Genomic DNA, 15,316 nt, shown 5'->3' with positions numbered 1-15,316 from the left:
TACGGCACGGGTTGCCAGGGTGCCCATGCCGGGGGGTGGAATGCCTGACGGACGGCTCTCCAGGTACACAGTCATCGGCCATCAACTCAGCGGCGAAGTAGGCATTGCCGATGGCGACAGCCCCTGTGGCCGGGCTTGTGCACAATGAAGAGCTTTCGCCCAGCCTCTTCACGCGATGCAGCAAGAACCCGACTTCCTCCACAACCTGAACCAGGAATTCCGGGACGGCAGGCGCTGGCTGGACCGCACCATCGTGCTGGCCTATGCCGCCGCCGCCGGGCTGTGCGTGGTGGCCTTCACGCTGATGGCGGACGCGGGCTTCGAATTCTTCGAGAGCATCTACCACTGGCAGGGCGGCTGGGCCGTTCTGCTGTGGATGCCTGCCGTCACGGCGGGCGCCGTGTGGCTCACGCGGCGCTGGGCGCCGGGTGCGGCGGGATCGGGCATTCCGCAGGTGATCGCCACGCTGGACCCGGCGCTGGACTCCACGCAGCGCGGGCGCTTCGTGTCGCTGTGGCTGTCCTTCGCCAAGATGGCGCTGGCCAGCGCAGGCTTTGCGGCGGGGCTGTCCATCGGGCGCGAGGGGCCGTCGGTGCAGGTGGCCGCCGGTGTCATGCACCATGCGCGGCGCTGGTTCGGCCCGCATTCGGGCATCAGCCACCATGCGCTGCTGGTGGCCGGCGGCGCGGCCGGCATTGCGGCGGCCTTCAACGCGCCGCTGGCCGGCGTGGTCTTCGCCATCGAGGAGCTGTCGCGCAAGCTGGAGTCGCGCTCCAGCGGCCTGATCATCGCGGCCATCGTGCTGGCCGGCCTGATGGGCGTGTCGGCCTTCGGCAACCTCAGCTATTTCGGGCGCATCCAGGTGCCCCACCTGACCTGGGACGCGCTGCTGCCGGGCCTGTGCGTGACCCTGGCCTGCGGCGTGCTGGGAGGCCTGTTCGCCAAGCTGCTGGCCGCCTCGCTGACCCGCGCGCCCGAGCGGCTCAACCAGCTGCGCGCGCGCTTTCCCATCCGCTTCGCGGCGGCGGTCGCGCTGGTGATCGCCGTCATCGGCATGGTCACGGGCGGCGCCACCTTCGGCGCGGGCTCGGAAGCCGTCAAGCACATGCTGGCGGGCCAGGCCGACGTGCCTTCGTTCTACGTCACCCTGAAGTTCATCGCCACCTGGCTGTCGGCCTGGGTGGGCGTGCCGGGCGGCATCTTCGCGCCGTCGCTGTCCATTGGCGCGGGCGTGGGCCACAACGTGGCCGGCCTCATGGGCGCAGACATCGCGCCCGCCCTCATCGCCATGGGCATGGCCGCCTTCCTGGCCGCCGTGACGCAGGCGCCGCTGACGGCCTTCATCATCGTCATGGAGATGGTGGACGGCCACTCCATGGTGCTCAGCCTCATGGCGGCGGCCATGCTGGCCAGCCTGGTCTCGCGCATGCTGGCCCGGCCGCTGTACGAGACGCTGGCCCAGCACATGCTGAGCATGGTGGTCGCACCTGCTCCTGCTCCTGCGTCGGCACCCGCACCGGTGCCCGAGCAGGCCTCTCCCCCGAAGGACCAGGACAAGCCCGCAGGCGCCTGAAGCGGGCGCGCTTGGCTGACAGCCAATGGCGAATGGCGATGGCCTGGGTGTGCTGCACGCCACGCCATGCTCCCTTCCTGAGTCCGGACGCAAACCTAAGGAAAGGAACGCGCCATGTGGGAGGAAGTGGCCAACACCCTGGTCGAGGAATTTTCCAGCCTGCCCGATGCGGCCGAGGTCACGCGCGTCATGGTGCGCCTGCTGCTGGCGGCGCTGCTGGGCGGCATCGTCGGCTACGAGCGCGAGCACAAGGGCAAGGCCGCAGGCCTGCGCACCCACATGCTGGTGGCCATGGGCGCGGCGCTGTTCGTGCTGGTGCCCGAGCGCGGCGGCATGGACATTGCCGACATGAGCCGCGTGATCCAGGGCGTGGTGGCCGGCGTAGGCTTCCTGGGCGCGGGCGCCATCATCAAGCGCCACTCCGAGGAACAGGTGCAGGGCCTGACCACGGCAGCCGGCATCTGGATGACGGCCGCCATCGGCGTGGCCTGCGGCCTGGGGCGCGAAGCCATCGCGCTGCTGGCCACGCTGCTGGCCATCGTCATCCTCGTGATGCTGCCGCATGTGGTCAGTGCGCCGCCGCCGCACGATGACGCGGAGCCGGACACCAAGCCGCGCGAGACCTGAGGGCGGGCTGCGGCTCAGGCGTGCGGCTGTGAGTCGGGTGGCGGGGACTTCGCCTGTGCCAGCAAACTGTCCCAATCGCCAGGAGGGTGCCCGTTGGCGAGCATTTTTCGGAACACCCTGTAGGCATCGTCGCTGCCCTCATAGGCTCGCTTGGTGTCCTCATCGTTGACCCAGGCGAACACGATGATTTTGCTGGGGGCGTGAAAGCGAAAGAACAGGCGGTACTGCTGGAAGAACCTGGCCCGAAACCAGTGCTTGTGCTCCTCGCCCAGGGTATGGCCCTGGCGGTAGTCTGGCCGCGTCGGATCCTGCGGGATGACATCGAATGCCAGCTTGCGGATCGCCGCCAATCGCTTGGTCGCGTTCTTGCGTGTGTACCCGCCAGGGTCCTTGGTTTTCAGACCCTCCACTTCCTGGCTCAACGCCTGCAGCTGGGCCAGGAAAAGCGGGTGCATGAATACCGTCCAGCCGTGGATGCGCAAGGGGGCGGGCGGTACGGCGCTCATTCGTCGTCTGCCAGAAGCGGTGCATCCAGATCGACCTCGATGCCTTCGGTCAGCGCCTGGATCTGCTGCGCCAGACGGGCATCCATGGTCTGCAGGCGCTCGGGGTGGGCTGCCATGTCCTGTGCCAGAAAGCCGAGAAACTGGCCCAGCACGGGATCGGCATCCTCGGCGGAGTCGGCGCGACTGAGAACGACCTCACCGCCGGGCAAGATGGTGTAGTGGATCCTGTCGCGCTTGCTCAGGTGCAATGCGCGGCGAACGGCTTCGGGAATGGTGGTCTGGTAGCGGTCAGTGAGCGTGGATTCGGCTTCAAGTGTCGAAAACATGATGGCATCTCCTGATAGGCTGCCATGCATGGTAATGCAGGTGCATTACCATGCCCGGGCGAAAGGTTCCTTCCCCAAAAAGCACGCGCATCCCGCCTCAGAAATCCACACTCGCACTCAGAGAGAACGTGCGCGGACCGCCCACCGTCAGGTAGCCCGAACCCGGGTAGCCGCCCACGGAGGCCCAGTAGTTGCGGTCCGTCGCGTTGTCCACGCGCAGGCGCAGCGTGAGCAGCTTGCCCTGCACTTCGGTCATGTAGCGCACGCCCAGGTCCAGGCGGTTCCATCCGGCCACGCGCAGGGTGTTGACATCGTTGGCGTAGCTGGCGCCGGTGTGCACCAGGCGGCCGTCCAGCGCCAGGCCGTTGATGCCCGGCACATCCCACTCCACGCCCGCCGTGGCCTGGAAGCGCGGCACGCCGATGACGCGCTTGCCGTCGGTGGTGGCGCGGCCCGTGCTTTGCTGCCTGGCGTCCAGCCAGGTGGCGCCGCCCAGCAGGCGCAGGCCGCGCATGGGTTCGCCGAAGACGTTGAATTCCACGCCCTGGTGACGGTCCTTGCCGGCCGAGGTGAACAGGTTGCCGTCGATCAGCGAGCGCGGCTTGTCGGTGGAGAAGAAGGCCAGGCCGCCGCCCAGCTTGCCGCCGTCGTACTTGACGCCCACTTCCTTTTGCTTGGTCACGTAGGGCGACATCTGCTGGCCCGCGTTGGCGATGATGGTGTCGCCCGACTTGGCCGGTGCCGTGTCGCCCTGGGCCAGTCCCTCGATGTAGTTGCCGTACAGCGATACCTGCGGCGTGAGCTTGAACACCGCGCCCAGCACCGGGCTGGTGCGGTTCTGGTCGTAGGCCGTGCGCACGCCGCCCTGGCTGGTGACCGCGCCGTTGCTGACGATGCGGTAGCTCACCGAGTCGGTCTCTATCGTCTGGCGACGCACGCCGGCCGTCACCAGCATGCGGCCGTCCATCAGCGACAGCGTGTCGCCCAAGGCAAAGCTGTTCAGGCGCGTGCCCCGGTTGTAGGCGGGGTTGGACAGGTCGTTGCCCAGGTAGTTGAGCGGCGTGATCGCGTAGTAGCGCGGGTCGTAGAGATTGGTGGCCAGCGTGTTGCTGCCCCCGCCGGTGCTCATGCCGTAGGCGTTGTAGACCTTGAGGTCGAAGGCCGAGTAGCTGGCCACGATCTCATGGCCCACGCTGCCCGTGTTCAGGCGTGCGCGCACGCCCAGCTCGCCTGTGCTCACGCGGTCCTTGCGCGCGTTGTCGAAGCGGCTGGTGGTGGCCGCGCCATTGCCGGCCGCCGCCAGCGTGATGTTGGCCAGCGAGTTGTTCTCTGAACTGCGGCGCAGGCCGTAGGCGGCCCAGGCCGTCACGTTGCTGTTGATGTCCCATTCGCCGCGCAGCGTGCCGAACAGGTCGCGCTCGTCGGAATAGGTCCAGGGCTGGGCCCAGTTGGAGGAAGCATCGGGCGCCGCAGGAATGGCGGCCAGCCCTGCGCCCGGCGTGACATTGGTGCGCGTGCGCTTGAGGCGGTTGTCCTGCCAGCCGATGTCGCCCGACAGGCGCACATTGCGGCTGCGCCAGTCCATGCCCACGGACAACAGATCGAGCTTGGAGCTTTCCTGGTCGATGGCGGTATCGCCGCCCCGGTGCGCGGCATTGAGGCGGATGCCCGTGGCCTGGTCGGGGCCGAAGCGCCGGCTCACGTCGGCCGCCACAAAGGCCTGGCCGCCGCTGGCAATGCCTGCCGTCACGCGCGACAGCGGATCGCTGCCCGCGCGCTTGGGCAGCAGGTTGATGTTGCCGCCCAGCCCGCCGCCATTGGGGCTGGCGCCCATCAGAAAAGCCGATGCGCCGCGCAGCAGCTCCACGCGCTCGAACAGCTCGGTGGCGATGTACTGGCGCGGCAGCAGGGCATACAGGCCGTTGTAGGCGACGTCGTCCGAGCCCAGCACGAAGCCGCGCACGAAGTAGGACTCCTGGAAATTGCCGAAGCCGCGCGCCACGCGCACGGAAGGATCGTTCTGCAGCACATCGCCCACGCTCTTGGCCTGGCGGTCCTGGATCAGCTCGTTGGTGTAGCTGGTGATGGAGAACGGCGTCTCCATGTTGTCGCGCGTGCCCAGAATCCCGGCCCGCCCGCCGCGTGCCACCTGGCCGCCCGCGTAGGGCCTGGACAGGCCTTCAGCCGACGCATCGGCGCTGGCCTCCACGGTGACGGTGCCCAGCTCGGGCGCGGCCGTTGCCGTGGAAGGGGCAGGCTGGGCCCATGCGGCGCCAGCAGACAAAAGAAGGGCCAGGGCCCCGGCGATCGGGGTCAGCGTGTGGAGGGGGGAGTGCATGGAAAAAACGGGATGAGAATGCGGGATGAGAATGATTCCCAATAATTTTATCGATGCGACTCCCCCGTATGGAGCTTGTAGGGAGATGTGTCTGTTTGTGCCCACACTCCGCCTGGCCCGCCTTCACGCCTGTCCAAGCAGCTCCCACGAGCAGACCTGCGCCTCATCCTCCCCCTGCACGAACGCAACCCGCATGCCCAGCGCCTTGCCCATGCCTTGCACGGCCAGGCGCAGGGCGGCGAGCACGGCGCGCTCGCCCGTGATGATGACCATGCCCCGGCACAGCTGGCGCATGCGTTCGCGGTTGCGCTTGAAGAACAGGGCGGGCTGCTTGCGTTCTTCGTGGCTTTCCTCGGGGTGGTCGCCGGGCAGGTGGTCGGTGAGCAGCACGAAGTGCCGGCCCTGGTCGAGCAGGGATTCGATCTGGGCTTCGGCCGATGCGTCATTGCCGCTGCCTGCGTCTGCAGGTGCCTGCGCTTCGGGTTCGCGCAGGTAGACCAGGGGAAAGCGGGAGGTATCGATCAGCATGTCATGGTTCCTGGGAAAAAGCAGGGCATCAGTACAGGTCGTGCCTGACCGCATGGGCGTAGTGGGCGTTGGCCTGTTCCTGTTGGGCGGCATCCATGGCGGGCGCCGTGGCATCGGCCAGCTGCGTGAGGGCGGCCATCATCTGGCCCACGGTGGGCAGGGCGGCGCGGTCCAGCTGGCTTGACGGGTTCCACAGGCTGGAGCGGTGGATGGCCTTGCCGCAGTGCAGCAGCACCTCGTCGACCAGGACCACGGTGGCGGTCTTGGGCGTGCCCCGGCCTTCGCTCAGTTCCTGCAGCAGATGGGGGTCGGTGGAGATGCGTCCGCGCCCGTTGATGCGCAGGAAGATGTCCAGCCCCGGGAACAGGAAGAGCATGGCCAGGCGGTCATCGGCCTGCAGGTTGCGCAGGGATTCGATGCGGTTGTTGCCGGGCCAGTCGGCAAAGGCCACGGTGCGCTCGTCCAGCACCTGCACAAAGCCGGGCGGCCCGCCGCGCGGCGAGGCATCCAGGCCGCGTTCGCCGGCCGTGGCCAGGCAAAAGAAGCTGGCCTGGCGCAGATAGGCCTCGTGGAAGTCGGACAGGCGGTCGCGCACGGCCTTCTGGATTCTTTCTGCCGGGGCGGCGTAGAGCGAGTCCAGGTCGATGGCCGGGCCTGGCGGCTCTGCAAGGGCGGTGTTGTCTGTGTGCATGGCACAAGCGTAAGAACAAAGGCGTTGGCGGCTGTAGACTGGATCAGCCAACAAATAGCTCAAAGACGCCATGCCCGATGCCATTCTTGAACTGGTCAGCCATGTGAACCGTGCCGATGGCCCCGTGCTGATCGCGGCCGTGGGCAACCAGGACGAGGAGCTGGCCTCCGAGCCGCACCGGCACGCGCGCGGCCAGCTGTTCGGCTCGCTGCGCGGGCTGCTGTCGGTGGGCGTGGAAGACGCGGTCTGGGTGGTGCCCGCCATCCATGCCGTGTGGCTGCCGCCGCACCAGCTGCATTCGGGCCGCTCCCATGGTCCCTTCCACGGCTGGAGCGTCTATGTGGCGGAGCCGGCCTGCGCCGACTTGCCGAAGCGGCCCTGCGCCATCCGCACCTCGGGCCTGCTGCGCGAGGCCGTGCTGCGCGCCGCCGGCTGGGGATGGCAGCAAGGCGTGCCCACAACGCAGCCCGTGCAACCAGGCCCTTCGGCGGACCAGGCCCGCGCCCATGTGATGGCGGTGATCCTGGACGAGATCCGCACCCTGCCCGTGGAGCCCCTGGGCCTGCCCCTGCCCGCCGACCCGCGCCTGCAGCGCATCGCCCGCGCACTGATCGCCGACCCGGCCGATGCCCGCGACCTGGAGGCCTGGGCGCGCTGGGCCGCGGTCAGCTCGCGCACGCTGAGCCGGCGCTTTGTGTCGGAGACGGGCTTCAGCTTCACCGCCTGGCGCCAGCGCGCGCGGCTGATGCGCTCGCTGGAGATGCTGGCCGCCGGCGCGCCGGTGACGAACATCGCGCTGGACCTGGGCTACGCCACGGCCAGCGCCTTCATCGGCTTGTTCCGGCGCACGTTCGGGGAGACGCCTGCGGCGTACCGGGGGAGGTTGGGGGCGAGTGCAAGCTGAGGCGGGGTCGGCGACTGGATTGCCACATGAAAGTAGGATCACTCACTTGCCTACAGGGAGCCTCCCATGCAGACCACTCAGCAAATGAGCATCACCTTGCCCAATGACATCGCCGATGCGGTCAGGGCCAAAGTGAGGGCCGGTGAGTACGCCAGCGAAAGCGAGGTGATCTGCGCGGGGTTGAAAGCGCTGATGGACAAGGATCGCGGCCTGATAGCTGGCTGCACCTGGAGGTAGGCCCTGCTTATGACGCCTTGAGGGCTGATCCCTCCAGCGCCGTCACCCTCGGCCAGTTGCGGGAGCGTCTGGCTGCCGAGCGCAGCGGCGGCAACGGCGCGTGACGCTGCCCGCGTCGCTCCTGGGTGACTTCGCCTACAACCGCTGCAACTGCGCATTCAGATACGCATCGCGCGAGGGCAGCAGGTGCTCGGCGCACAGGCGGACCAGGGCGTCGCGGTCCTGGGCGCGCAGGGCTTCGATCATTTGCCAGTGTTCCTGGCGTGCGCGCTCGCGGTAGTCGGCCGAGACCAGGGAGGCGAAGCGGATGGGGTGCGTCTGGCGCGCGTATTCGGTGATGGCCTTGTGCAGCGTGTCGTTGCCCGCCAGCGCAAACAGTTCCTGGTGAAAAGCCAGGTTGATGCGGAACACCAGGCGCGCGTTGCCTTCGGCCACGGCGGCGTCGTGCTGCTGCTGGATGGCGGTCAGGCGGTCCAGGCTTTCGGGGGGAACGGGCAGGGGGATCTTGCGCGCGGCCTCGACTTCCAGCATGCCGCGCAGCTCGTACAGCTCCTGCACTTCCTGGGTGGAGAAGGAGCGCACCAGGGCGCCCACGTTCTTGCGGCGCTCGATGAGGCCCATGCGGTCCAGCGCGGCCAGGGCCTCGCGGGCCACATGGCGCTTGACGTCGAAGCGGGCCATGAGGTCGTCCTCCACCAGGCGCTCGCGCGGGTGCAGCCGGCCGAAGACCACGTCCTCTTCCAGCGCGGCCACCATGGCGCCCAGGGCGTCGGCTGCGGGGGCGGGTTCGGCATCCAGGGAAATCGGCAGTGAGGCGGCAGCGACCATCAAGACAGGCGGTTGGGACAAAGACGCCATTTTGTCCGAATTGACCGCCTGCGCCGACTATTCACGCCGGCCGGGAATGGTGCCGCGCTCGGTGGCGCAGCGCAGGAAGTCGAAGTCCACGCCCTGGTCGGCCTGGTTCACGGTGGTGAGGAAGAGCTTGCGGTAGCCGCGCTCGGCCGTGGGCACGGCCACCGGCTGCTCGCGGGCGCGGCGGGCCAGTTCCTCGTCGCCGACCTGCAGCGTCAGCTCGCGGCGCGCCACCGATAGCGTGATGCGGTCGCCATTCCTCACATGGGCCAGCGGCCCTCCCACGGCCGATTCGGGCGTGACGTGCAGCACGATGGTGCCGAAGGCCGTGCCGCTCATGCGCCCGTCGGAGATGCGCACGATGTCCTTGACGCCGGCCCGCGCCAGCTTGCGCGGGATGGGGATGTAGCCGGCCTCGGGCATGCCGGGCGCGCCCTTGGGGCCGATGTTCTTGAGCACGAGGATGTCGTCGGCCGTCACGTCCAGGTCGTCGCTGTCGATGCGGTGGGCCAGGTCGGCCGCGTTCTCGAAGACCACGGCGCGGCCTTCGTGCTCCATGAGCCGGGGATGGGCGGCCGACTGCTTGATGATGGCGCCGCCCGGCGCGAGGTTGCCGCGCAGCACGGCGATGCCGCCCTGCGGGTAGATGGGGTTGGAGCGCGGGCGCACCACGTCCTGCGCAAAGCCGGGGCCGGCGCGATCGATCTCTTCGCCCAGCGTGCGGCCGGTGACGGTGAGGGCGTCCAGGTTCAGCAGGGGCTTGAGCTCGCGCAGCAGCGTGGCCATGCCGCCTGCGTGGTGGAAGTCCTCCATGTAGTGATCGCCCGAGGGCTTGAGGTCCAGCAGCACGGGCGTGTCGCGGCCCATGCGGTCCAGGGCCTGCAGGTCGATGTCATAGCCAATGCGGCCCGCAATGGCGGCCAGGTGCACGAGCCCGTTGGTGGAGCCGCCGATGGCCAGCAGCACGCGCATGGCGTTCTCGAAGGCGGCGGGCGTGAGGATTTTGTCGATGGTCAGGCCCCCGCGCGCCATGCGCACGGCCTCGGTGCCGGTCTGCTCGGCAATGCGGATGCGGTCGGCCGTGACGGCGGGGGGCGAGGCGCCGCCGGGCACGGTCATGCCCAGCGCCTCGGCAATGCAGGCCATGGTGCTGGCCGTGCCCATGACCGAGCAGGTGCCCACGCTGGCCACCAGCTGGTTGTTCACGTCGGCGATCTCTTCGGCGTCGATCTCTTCGGCGCGGAACTTGCCCCAGTAGCGGCGGCAGTCCGTGCAGGCGCCCACGCGCTCGCTGCGGTGCGAGCCGGTGAGCATCGACCCGGTGATCAGCTGGATGGCCGGGATGCCGGCCGAGGCCGCGCCCATCAACTGGGCCGGCACCGTCTTGTCGCAGCCGCCGATGAGCACGATGGCATCCATGGGCTGGGCGCGGATCATCTCCTCGGTGTCCATGGACATGAGGTTGCGCAGGTACATGCTGGTCGGCGCCGAGAAGCTTTCGTGCACCGAGATGGTGGGGAAGTCCATGGGCAGGCCGCCCGCCATGAGGATGCCGCGCTTGACTGCCTCGATGAGCTGGGGCGCATTGCCGTGGCAGGGGTTGTAGCTGCTGCCCGTGTTGGTGATGCCTATGACGGGCCGCTGCAGCGCCGAGTCCGTGTAGCCCGCGCCCTTGATGAAGGCCTTGCGCAGAAACAGCGAAAAGCCGCGGTCGCCGTAGTTGGTCAGGCCCTTGGAGATGCCCGTGGCCGCATCGGCGGGGGCGATGTCATGGCCTGGAGCGCCATCGGGAGTCTTGGGGTCGGTCATGGGTGGGGTGCTTTGCAGAGGGTCTTGGCGGGGTCGGAAGGCAGGCGCTGCCTTGTCGTGGGGCAGGATAGCGGCGGATGCCGCGGATTATTATCGTCGTTATCACCTATATTATTAATAATCTATCTGGCCAACCATGCAGCCGTGCCCGGAGTGCGTGCCGGGCATGTTTTTCCGACACAAGACAAAAGGAGGAGACACCCATGGTTGTTGCTGCATCCCGCATCCGTCGCATTCATGCGCCCAACCGGCGCGCCGCCCTGGCTGCGGCGCTGCTGGCCGCGCTGGCGCTGGGCCCAGGCCTGGCCACGCCCGCGCTGGCCGACGGCGCCTATCCGGCCCGGCCCATCAAGCTGGTCGTTCCGTACACGCCCGGGGGCGCCACCGACGTGATCGGCCGCGTGGTGGGGCAAAGGCTCTCGCTGGCGCTGGGCCAGCCCGTGGTGGTGGAGAACCGGGCCGGCGCGGCCGGCAACCTGGGCGCCGCGGCCGTGGCCAAGGAACGGCCCGATGGCTATACGCTGCTGCTGGGCGCGCTGACCAGCCATTCCATCAACAGCGTGCTCATGCCTGCCACGGCGGGCTTCACCATGGACAAGAGCTTCGCGCCCATAGCCGTGGTGGGCCGCGTGCCGCTGGTGATCACCGTGGGGCCGTCGGTGACGTCGGCCAATCTGGCGGAGTTCATCGCGCTGGCCAAAGCGAAGCCGGGCGGGCTGAACTACGGCTCCTCGGGCAATGGCTCACCCCAGCATCTGGCGGCCGAGCTGTTCAAGCGGCAGGCCGGCGTGCCGCTGACGCATGTGCCCTACAAGGGCAGCACGCCCGCGCTCAACGATTTGATGGGCGGCCAGGTGGATGTGGTGTTCGACACCCTGCCCGCCACGCAGGGCTTCATCAAGGGCGGGCGGCTGCGCGGCCTGGCCGTGACCACGGCGCAGCGCGTGCCCTCCATTGCCGACATTCCCACCACGGCCGAGGCCGGGCTGTCGGGCTTCGAGGTGACGTCGATGTTCGGCCTGCTGGCGCCTGCGGGCACGCCCGCGCCCATCGTCGCCCGGCTCAGCGGCGCGCTCAAGGAAGTGATGGGGCAGCAGGAAGTGAAGGACGCCCTGGTCGCCCAGGGCGCCATGCCCACCTTCACCACGCCTGCCGAGGCGCGTGCCCAGATCGCCAAGGAGGTGGGCCGCTGGTCGGCCGTGATCAAGGAGTCGGATATCAAGCCGGACTGAGGCCGGGTGCGGGGCGGGGCCGGGTGGGGCCGCGCTGATATCGGGAAGGGCACAAGCATATGCCCAAAGATTCGTTCCCCCGCGCCTGCATCGTGGCGATACTGGCCGGCCGCATTCCCTCCACTGCCTTGCCTGTACCACCGTGCTACCCGACCCAGTCCCCGACAGCGCGGCCGAAGCGCAGGTCGATCGCGTCATCGACGGCCTGCTCAACGGCCTGCAATGGCGCGCCAGCGTTTTCCATGTGGGGCAGTACTGCGGGCGCTGGCGGGCCTCCACGGCGGGGCGCGCGCGGGCCAGCTTTCACCTGATCCTGGACGGGCGCTGCTGGCTGCACCTGCCGGGCCAGCCCTCGGTGGAGCTGCAGCCGCGCGACGGCGTGTTCCTCTCGCGTGACGTGCCGCATTTCATCTCGCCCTATGCCGACCCGGACATGGCCTGCGCCCCGCAGGCCATGCGCCCCGCCACGGGCGATGCCGGCATCGGAGAGACGGCGCTGGCCTGCGGCTTCTTCACCTTCGAGGGCCCCATGCGCGGCCTGCTGGTCGATGCCTTCCCCGACCACCTGGTGCTGCGCGGCGACGACCATGCGATGAGCGGCGCCTCCATGCTGTTCGACCTGATGCGCGCCGAGGCGCTGCGCACGGGCACCGAGCCCTCGGCCGTGATGGACCGGCTGGTGGGCCTGCTGTTCTTCTACGGCCTGCGCCAGCTCGCGCATGGCGATGCGCGGGCGCGCGGCATCTGGAGCCTGCTGCGCCGGCCGGGCTTTGCGCCGCTGGTGGCCGAGCTGCTGCGCGAGCCGGCCCGCAACTGGAGCGTGGCCGACATGGCCGCGCGCGTGTGCCTGTCGCGCGCCACGTTCTTTCGGCAGTTCGCCGAGGCCTGCGGCCAGCCGCCCCAGCAATTCCTGCTGCTGCTGCGCATGCAGCTGGCCGCGCGCCGCCTGGCCCAGGGCGAGGCGATAGGCCAGGTGGCCGAGGCCGTGGGCTACGAGTCCTACGCGGCATTCTCGCGCGCCTTCAAGCGCGTGATGGGCGAGCAGCCCGGCGCCTGGCAGCGCGCGCAGGCACGCTGCTGCTGAGCCGCCATCCGAGCCCGCCGCATCCGCCTGCGGGTTGACACGTTCGGGCATAAATCCGCGACGCGGCGGCATTGATGGCAAGGGGCGCGCGGCCGATCATGAAGGCATTCCTTCATTCCTGCAAAGCACCATGGCACGCCTGACCCTGCACACCCCGCAAACCGCCCCTGAAGCCAGCCGCCCCTTCGTGGAGCGCGCCCTGGCCGGCAACGGATTCCTGCCCAACCTGATCGCCATCCTGGCCAACTCGCCCCAGGCGCTGGAGACCTATGTGACCGTGGGCCAGATCAACGCGCGCGCCCAGCTCACGCTGGCCGAGCGCGAGGTGGTGCAGATCACGGCGGCGCGCATCCATGGCTGCGACTTCTGCGTGGCCGGCCACACCAAGCTGGCCTTCAAGCAGGCCGGCCTGACCCAGGCCGAGGTGGTGGCGCTGCAGGACGGCCGCGACACGGGCCAGCCGCGCCTGGACGCCGTGCGCCGCTTTGCCGAAGCCGTGATCGCCACGCGCGGCGCCGTCGCCGACGAGGCCCTGGCCGCCTTCCATGCAGCAGGCCTGAGCGAGCAGCAGGCGCTGGAGGTGGTGCTGGGCATCAGCCTGGCCACGCTGTGCAACTTTGCCAACAGCCTGGCGCAAAGCCCCGTCAACCCGCAGCTGCAGCCCTATCTGCCCGAACAGTTCCGACAACCGCAGGAGAACGCACATGCTGGCTGATTCGCTGCGGCAGTGGCTGGACGCCCATGCCGACTCCCTGGACGAAGGCCCCGCGCATGCGCACGAAGTGCTGCCCCGGCTGGCGCAGCACGGCCTGTTCGGCCTGGGCGTGCCCGTGGCCGAGGGCGGGCAGGGCGGCAGCCTGGGCGATGCGCTGGAGGCCATTGCCGGTGTGGCCGGGCATTCGCTGACGGCGGGCTTCGTGTTCTGGGCGCAGCGCGCCTTTGTCGAATACCTGCTGCAGTCGCCCAACGCGGCGCTGCGCCAGCGCTGGCTGCCGGGCCTGCTGCAGGGCACGCAGGCGGGCGCCACGGGCCTGTCCAACGCCATGAAGTACCTGGGCGGCATCGAGGCCCTGCAGGTCGAGGCCACGCCCGTCGGCTCCGGCAACGCCGACGGCCTTGCACTGCGCGGGCGCGTGCCCTGGGCCACCAACCTGGTGCCGCCGGGTCGCTTCGTGGTGGCCGTTGCCGTCTCGCGCAGCGACGGTGCAAAGCCCTTCGTGGCCGCGCTGCCCGGCGATGCGGCGGGCCTGCAGCGCAGCGCCGACCTGGACCTGATCGCGCTGCGCGGCAGCCATACGGCGGCGCTGTCCATCGAGGGGCTGCAGATCGGTCCGGCCGATGTGATCCATGCCGACGCCAACCATTTCCTGCCGCGCGTGCGGCCCGCCTTCATGGGCCTGCAGCTGGGGCTGTGCATCGGGCTGGCGCGCGCCTCGCTGGCGGCGGCCTCGGCCCGTGCCGGCGCCGGGCGCGATGTGCTGGGCGGCCCGCTGCAGCAGCAGCGCCACGCGCTGGAGCTGGCCACGGCCACGCTGCATGCGGGCCTGTCCGAGGGGCGTTTTCTTGACCGACCTCAAGCCCTGTTCCGCCTGCGCCTGGAATTGAACGACATCGTGCAGCAGTCCCTGCAGCTGGAGCTGCACGCCAGCGGCGGGCGCGCTTATCATCGCGACCAGCCGCTGGGATTTGCGCGCCGTTGGCGCGAGGCGGCCTTCATCCCCATCGTGACGCCCAGCGTCACGCAGCTACAGGGTGCGCTGGCTGGCGCGGCCCTGGCAACCACCAGTTCATGACCCAGACGGAAGCTTTCTCCCCTGACGCTCCCGCGCCCGTGCTGCAGGCACGCGGCGCGGGCTTTGGCTATGCGCCCGGCAAGGCCGTGTTCGAGGACATCTCCCTGAGCATTGCCCCGCGCGAAATCGTCTGCCTGCTCGGCGGCAGCGGCTGCGGCAAGTCCTCGCTGCTGCGCGTGCTCGGTGGCCTGGAGTCGCCGGACGGCGGCGCCTGGAGCCGGGGCGAGCTCCAGTTCCTCGGCCAGCCGTTGACCGCGCCGCACCCGCGCGCGGGCTTCGTGTTCCAGCAGCCCAGCCTGCTGCCCTGGCTGGACGCGCGGCGCAACGTGGGCTTCGGCCTGGACTTCGAGCGCCAGCCGAAGCTGGAGGCCGAGGCCCGCCGCCAGCGCGTGGAGCAGGCGCTGCAGGCCGTGGGCCTGGGCGGCAGCGGCGCGCTCTACCCCTCGCAGCTGTCGGGCGGCATGGCCCAGCGCGTGGCCCTGGCGCGCGCCCTGGCGCGCGAGCCGCAGCTGCTGCTGGCCGACGAGCCGTTCTCGGCCCTGGACGCCATCACGCGCGCCGAGATGCAGGAGCTGATGGTGGACGTGGTCCACCGCTGGCACACGGCGGCGCTGCTGGTCACGCATGACATCGACGAGGCCATCCTCGTGGGCGACCGCATCCTGCTGATGGGCGAGCGGCCCGGCCACATCGTGCGCGAATGGCGCGTGGACATTGCGCGCCCGCGCGAGGACCAGGCCGCCGCCGTGACCGCGCTGCGGCTGGACATCCTCTCGGCCCTGCACGGCGTGCGCCATGCGGCCCAGGCCTGAT

15 protein-coding genes and 1 pseudogene are annotated in these 15,316 nt (G+C 69.5%); 9 read left to right on the top strand and 7 right to left on the bottom strand.

Going from position 1 to position 15,316, the window contains the following annotated elements:
- Positions 1–175 precede the first annotated feature (175 nt).
- Both ACF8NF_RS19315 and ACF8NF_RS19310 read left to right on the top strand, forming a co-directional pair.
- On the top strand, positions 176–1,573 hold the full coding sequence (locus tag ACF8NF_RS19315) for a chloride channel protein (protein ID WP_017406579.1): 1,398 nt from the start codon (positions 176–178) through the stop codon (positions 1,571–1,573).
- Positions 1,574–1,687: 114 nt separating this feature from the next.
- A complete protein-coding gene (locus ACF8NF_RS19310; protein ID WP_016448386.1) occupies positions 1,688–2,200 on the top strand; it encodes an MgtC/SapB family protein in 513 nt (170 codons plus the stop codon).
- 14 nt (positions 2,201–2,214) lie between these two features.
- Here the strand turns inward: ACF8NF_RS19310 and ACF8NF_RS19305 are convergent, their stop codons facing one another.
- The 5 genes from ACF8NF_RS19305 to ACF8NF_RS19285 form a co-directional block, all read right to left on the bottom strand.
- Positions 2,215–2,706, bottom strand: coding sequence for a type II toxin-antitoxin system YhaV family toxin (locus ACF8NF_RS19305; RefSeq protein WP_034363310.1), 492 nt, complete (start codon positions 2,704–2,706; stop codon positions 2,215–2,217).
- Complete coding sequence (locus ACF8NF_RS19300) at positions 2,703–3,032, bottom strand: type II toxin-antitoxin system PrlF family antitoxin (protein ID WP_016448384.1); 330 nt, start codon at positions 3,030–3,032, stop codon at positions 2,703–2,705. The genes ACF8NF_RS19305 and ACF8NF_RS19300 overlap by 4 nt, the downstream gene beginning before the upstream one ends.
- A 97-nt stretch (positions 3,033–3,129) precedes the next feature.
- Complete coding sequence (locus ACF8NF_RS19295; RefSeq protein WP_392451050.1) at positions 3,130–5,370, bottom strand: TonB-dependent receptor; 2,241 nt, start codon at positions 5,368–5,370, stop codon at positions 3,130–3,132.
- A 123-nt stretch (positions 5,371–5,493) separates the two neighbouring features.
- Positions 5,494–5,898 carry a hypothetical protein gene (locus tag ACF8NF_RS19290; RefSeq protein ID WP_392451049.1) on the bottom strand — a complete coding sequence of 135 codons (405 nt, stop codon included), beginning with the start codon at positions 5,896–5,898 and terminating at the stop codon, positions 5,494–5,496.
- A gap of 28 nt (positions 5,899–5,926) precedes the next feature.
- Positions 5,927–6,589, bottom strand: coding sequence for an MSMEG_1061 family FMN-dependent PPOX-type flavoprotein (locus tag ACF8NF_RS19285; protein ID WP_392451048.1), 663 nt, complete (start codon positions 6,587–6,589; stop codon positions 5,927–5,929).
- A gap of 70 nt (positions 6,590–6,659) precedes the next feature.
- Here ACF8NF_RS19285 and ACF8NF_RS19280 point away from each other — a divergent pair, with 70 nt between their 5' ends.
- Positions 6,660–7,493, top strand: coding sequence for a helix-turn-helix domain-containing protein (locus ACF8NF_RS19280; RefSeq protein WP_212644717.1), 834 nt, complete (start codon positions 6,660–6,662; stop codon positions 7,491–7,493).
- A gap of 66 nt (positions 7,494–7,559) precedes the next feature.
- A pseudogene (locus ACF8NF_RS19275) lies at positions 7,560–7,834 on the top strand (type II toxin-antitoxin system ParD family antitoxin).
- Positions 7,835–7,865: 31 nt separating this feature from the next.
- Here the strand turns inward: ACF8NF_RS19275 and ACF8NF_RS19270 are convergent.
- Both ACF8NF_RS19270 and ACF8NF_RS19265 read right to left on the bottom strand, forming a co-directional pair.
- The gene (locus ACF8NF_RS19270; protein WP_212644718.1) at positions 7,866–8,558 is read right to left on the bottom strand and encodes a GntR family transcriptional regulator; all 693 of its coding nucleotides are present in this window, start codon (positions 8,556–8,558) and stop codon (positions 7,866–7,868) included.
- A gap of 57 nt (positions 8,559–8,615) precedes the next feature.
- On the bottom strand, positions 8,616–10,394 hold the full coding sequence (locus ACF8NF_RS19265; protein WP_392451047.1) for an IlvD/Edd family dehydratase: 1,779 nt from the start codon (positions 10,392–10,394) through the stop codon (positions 8,616–8,618).
- 203 nt (positions 10,395–10,597) lie between these two features.
- On the opposite strand from ACF8NF_RS19265, the gene ACF8NF_RS19260 reads away from it, so the two are divergent.
- The 5 genes from ACF8NF_RS19260 to ACF8NF_RS19240 all read left to right on the top strand — a co-directional run bounded on the left by ACF8NF_RS19260 (position 10,598) and on the right by ACF8NF_RS19240 (position 15,315).
- On the top strand, positions 10,598–11,626 hold the full coding sequence (locus tag ACF8NF_RS19260; RefSeq protein WP_133073256.1) for a tripartite tricarboxylate transporter substrate binding protein: 1,029 nt from the start codon (positions 10,598–10,600) through the stop codon (positions 11,624–11,626).
- Positions 11,627–11,768: 142 nt separating this feature from the next.
- On the top strand, positions 11,769–12,710 hold the full coding sequence (locus tag ACF8NF_RS19255; protein WP_016448374.1) for an AraC family transcriptional regulator: 942 nt from the start codon (positions 11,769–11,771) through the stop codon (positions 12,708–12,710).
- Positions 12,711–12,840: 130 nt separating this feature from the next.
- Entirely contained in the window at positions 12,841–13,425 is a 585-nt protein-coding gene (locus ACF8NF_RS19250; RefSeq protein ID WP_016448373.1) for a carboxymuconolactone decarboxylase family protein, read from the top strand.
- Complete coding sequence (locus tag ACF8NF_RS19245) at positions 13,415–14,503, top strand: acyl-CoA dehydrogenase family protein (RefSeq protein ID WP_392451046.1); 1,089 nt, start codon at positions 13,415–13,417, stop codon at positions 14,501–14,503. Before ACF8NF_RS19250 ends, ACF8NF_RS19245 begins: the two co-directional genes overlap by 11 nt.
- Positions 14,500–15,315, top strand: a complete 816-nt coding sequence (locus ACF8NF_RS19240) for an ABC transporter ATP-binding protein (RefSeq protein WP_392451045.1) — start codon at positions 14,500–14,502, stop codon at positions 15,313–15,315. Before ACF8NF_RS19245 ends, ACF8NF_RS19240 begins: the two co-directional genes overlap by 4 nt.
- Position 15,316 lies beyond the last annotated feature (1 nt).

The organism is Delftia sp. WSY_22 (assembly GCF_043104185.1).
GTDB lineage: Bacteria > Pseudomonadota > Gammaproteobacteria > Burkholderiales > Burkholderiaceae_C > Comamonas > Comamonas tsuruhatensis.
Note: the sequence above shows the minus strand (reverse complement) of the source record. Positions and strands in the feature narration are given on the sequence as shown.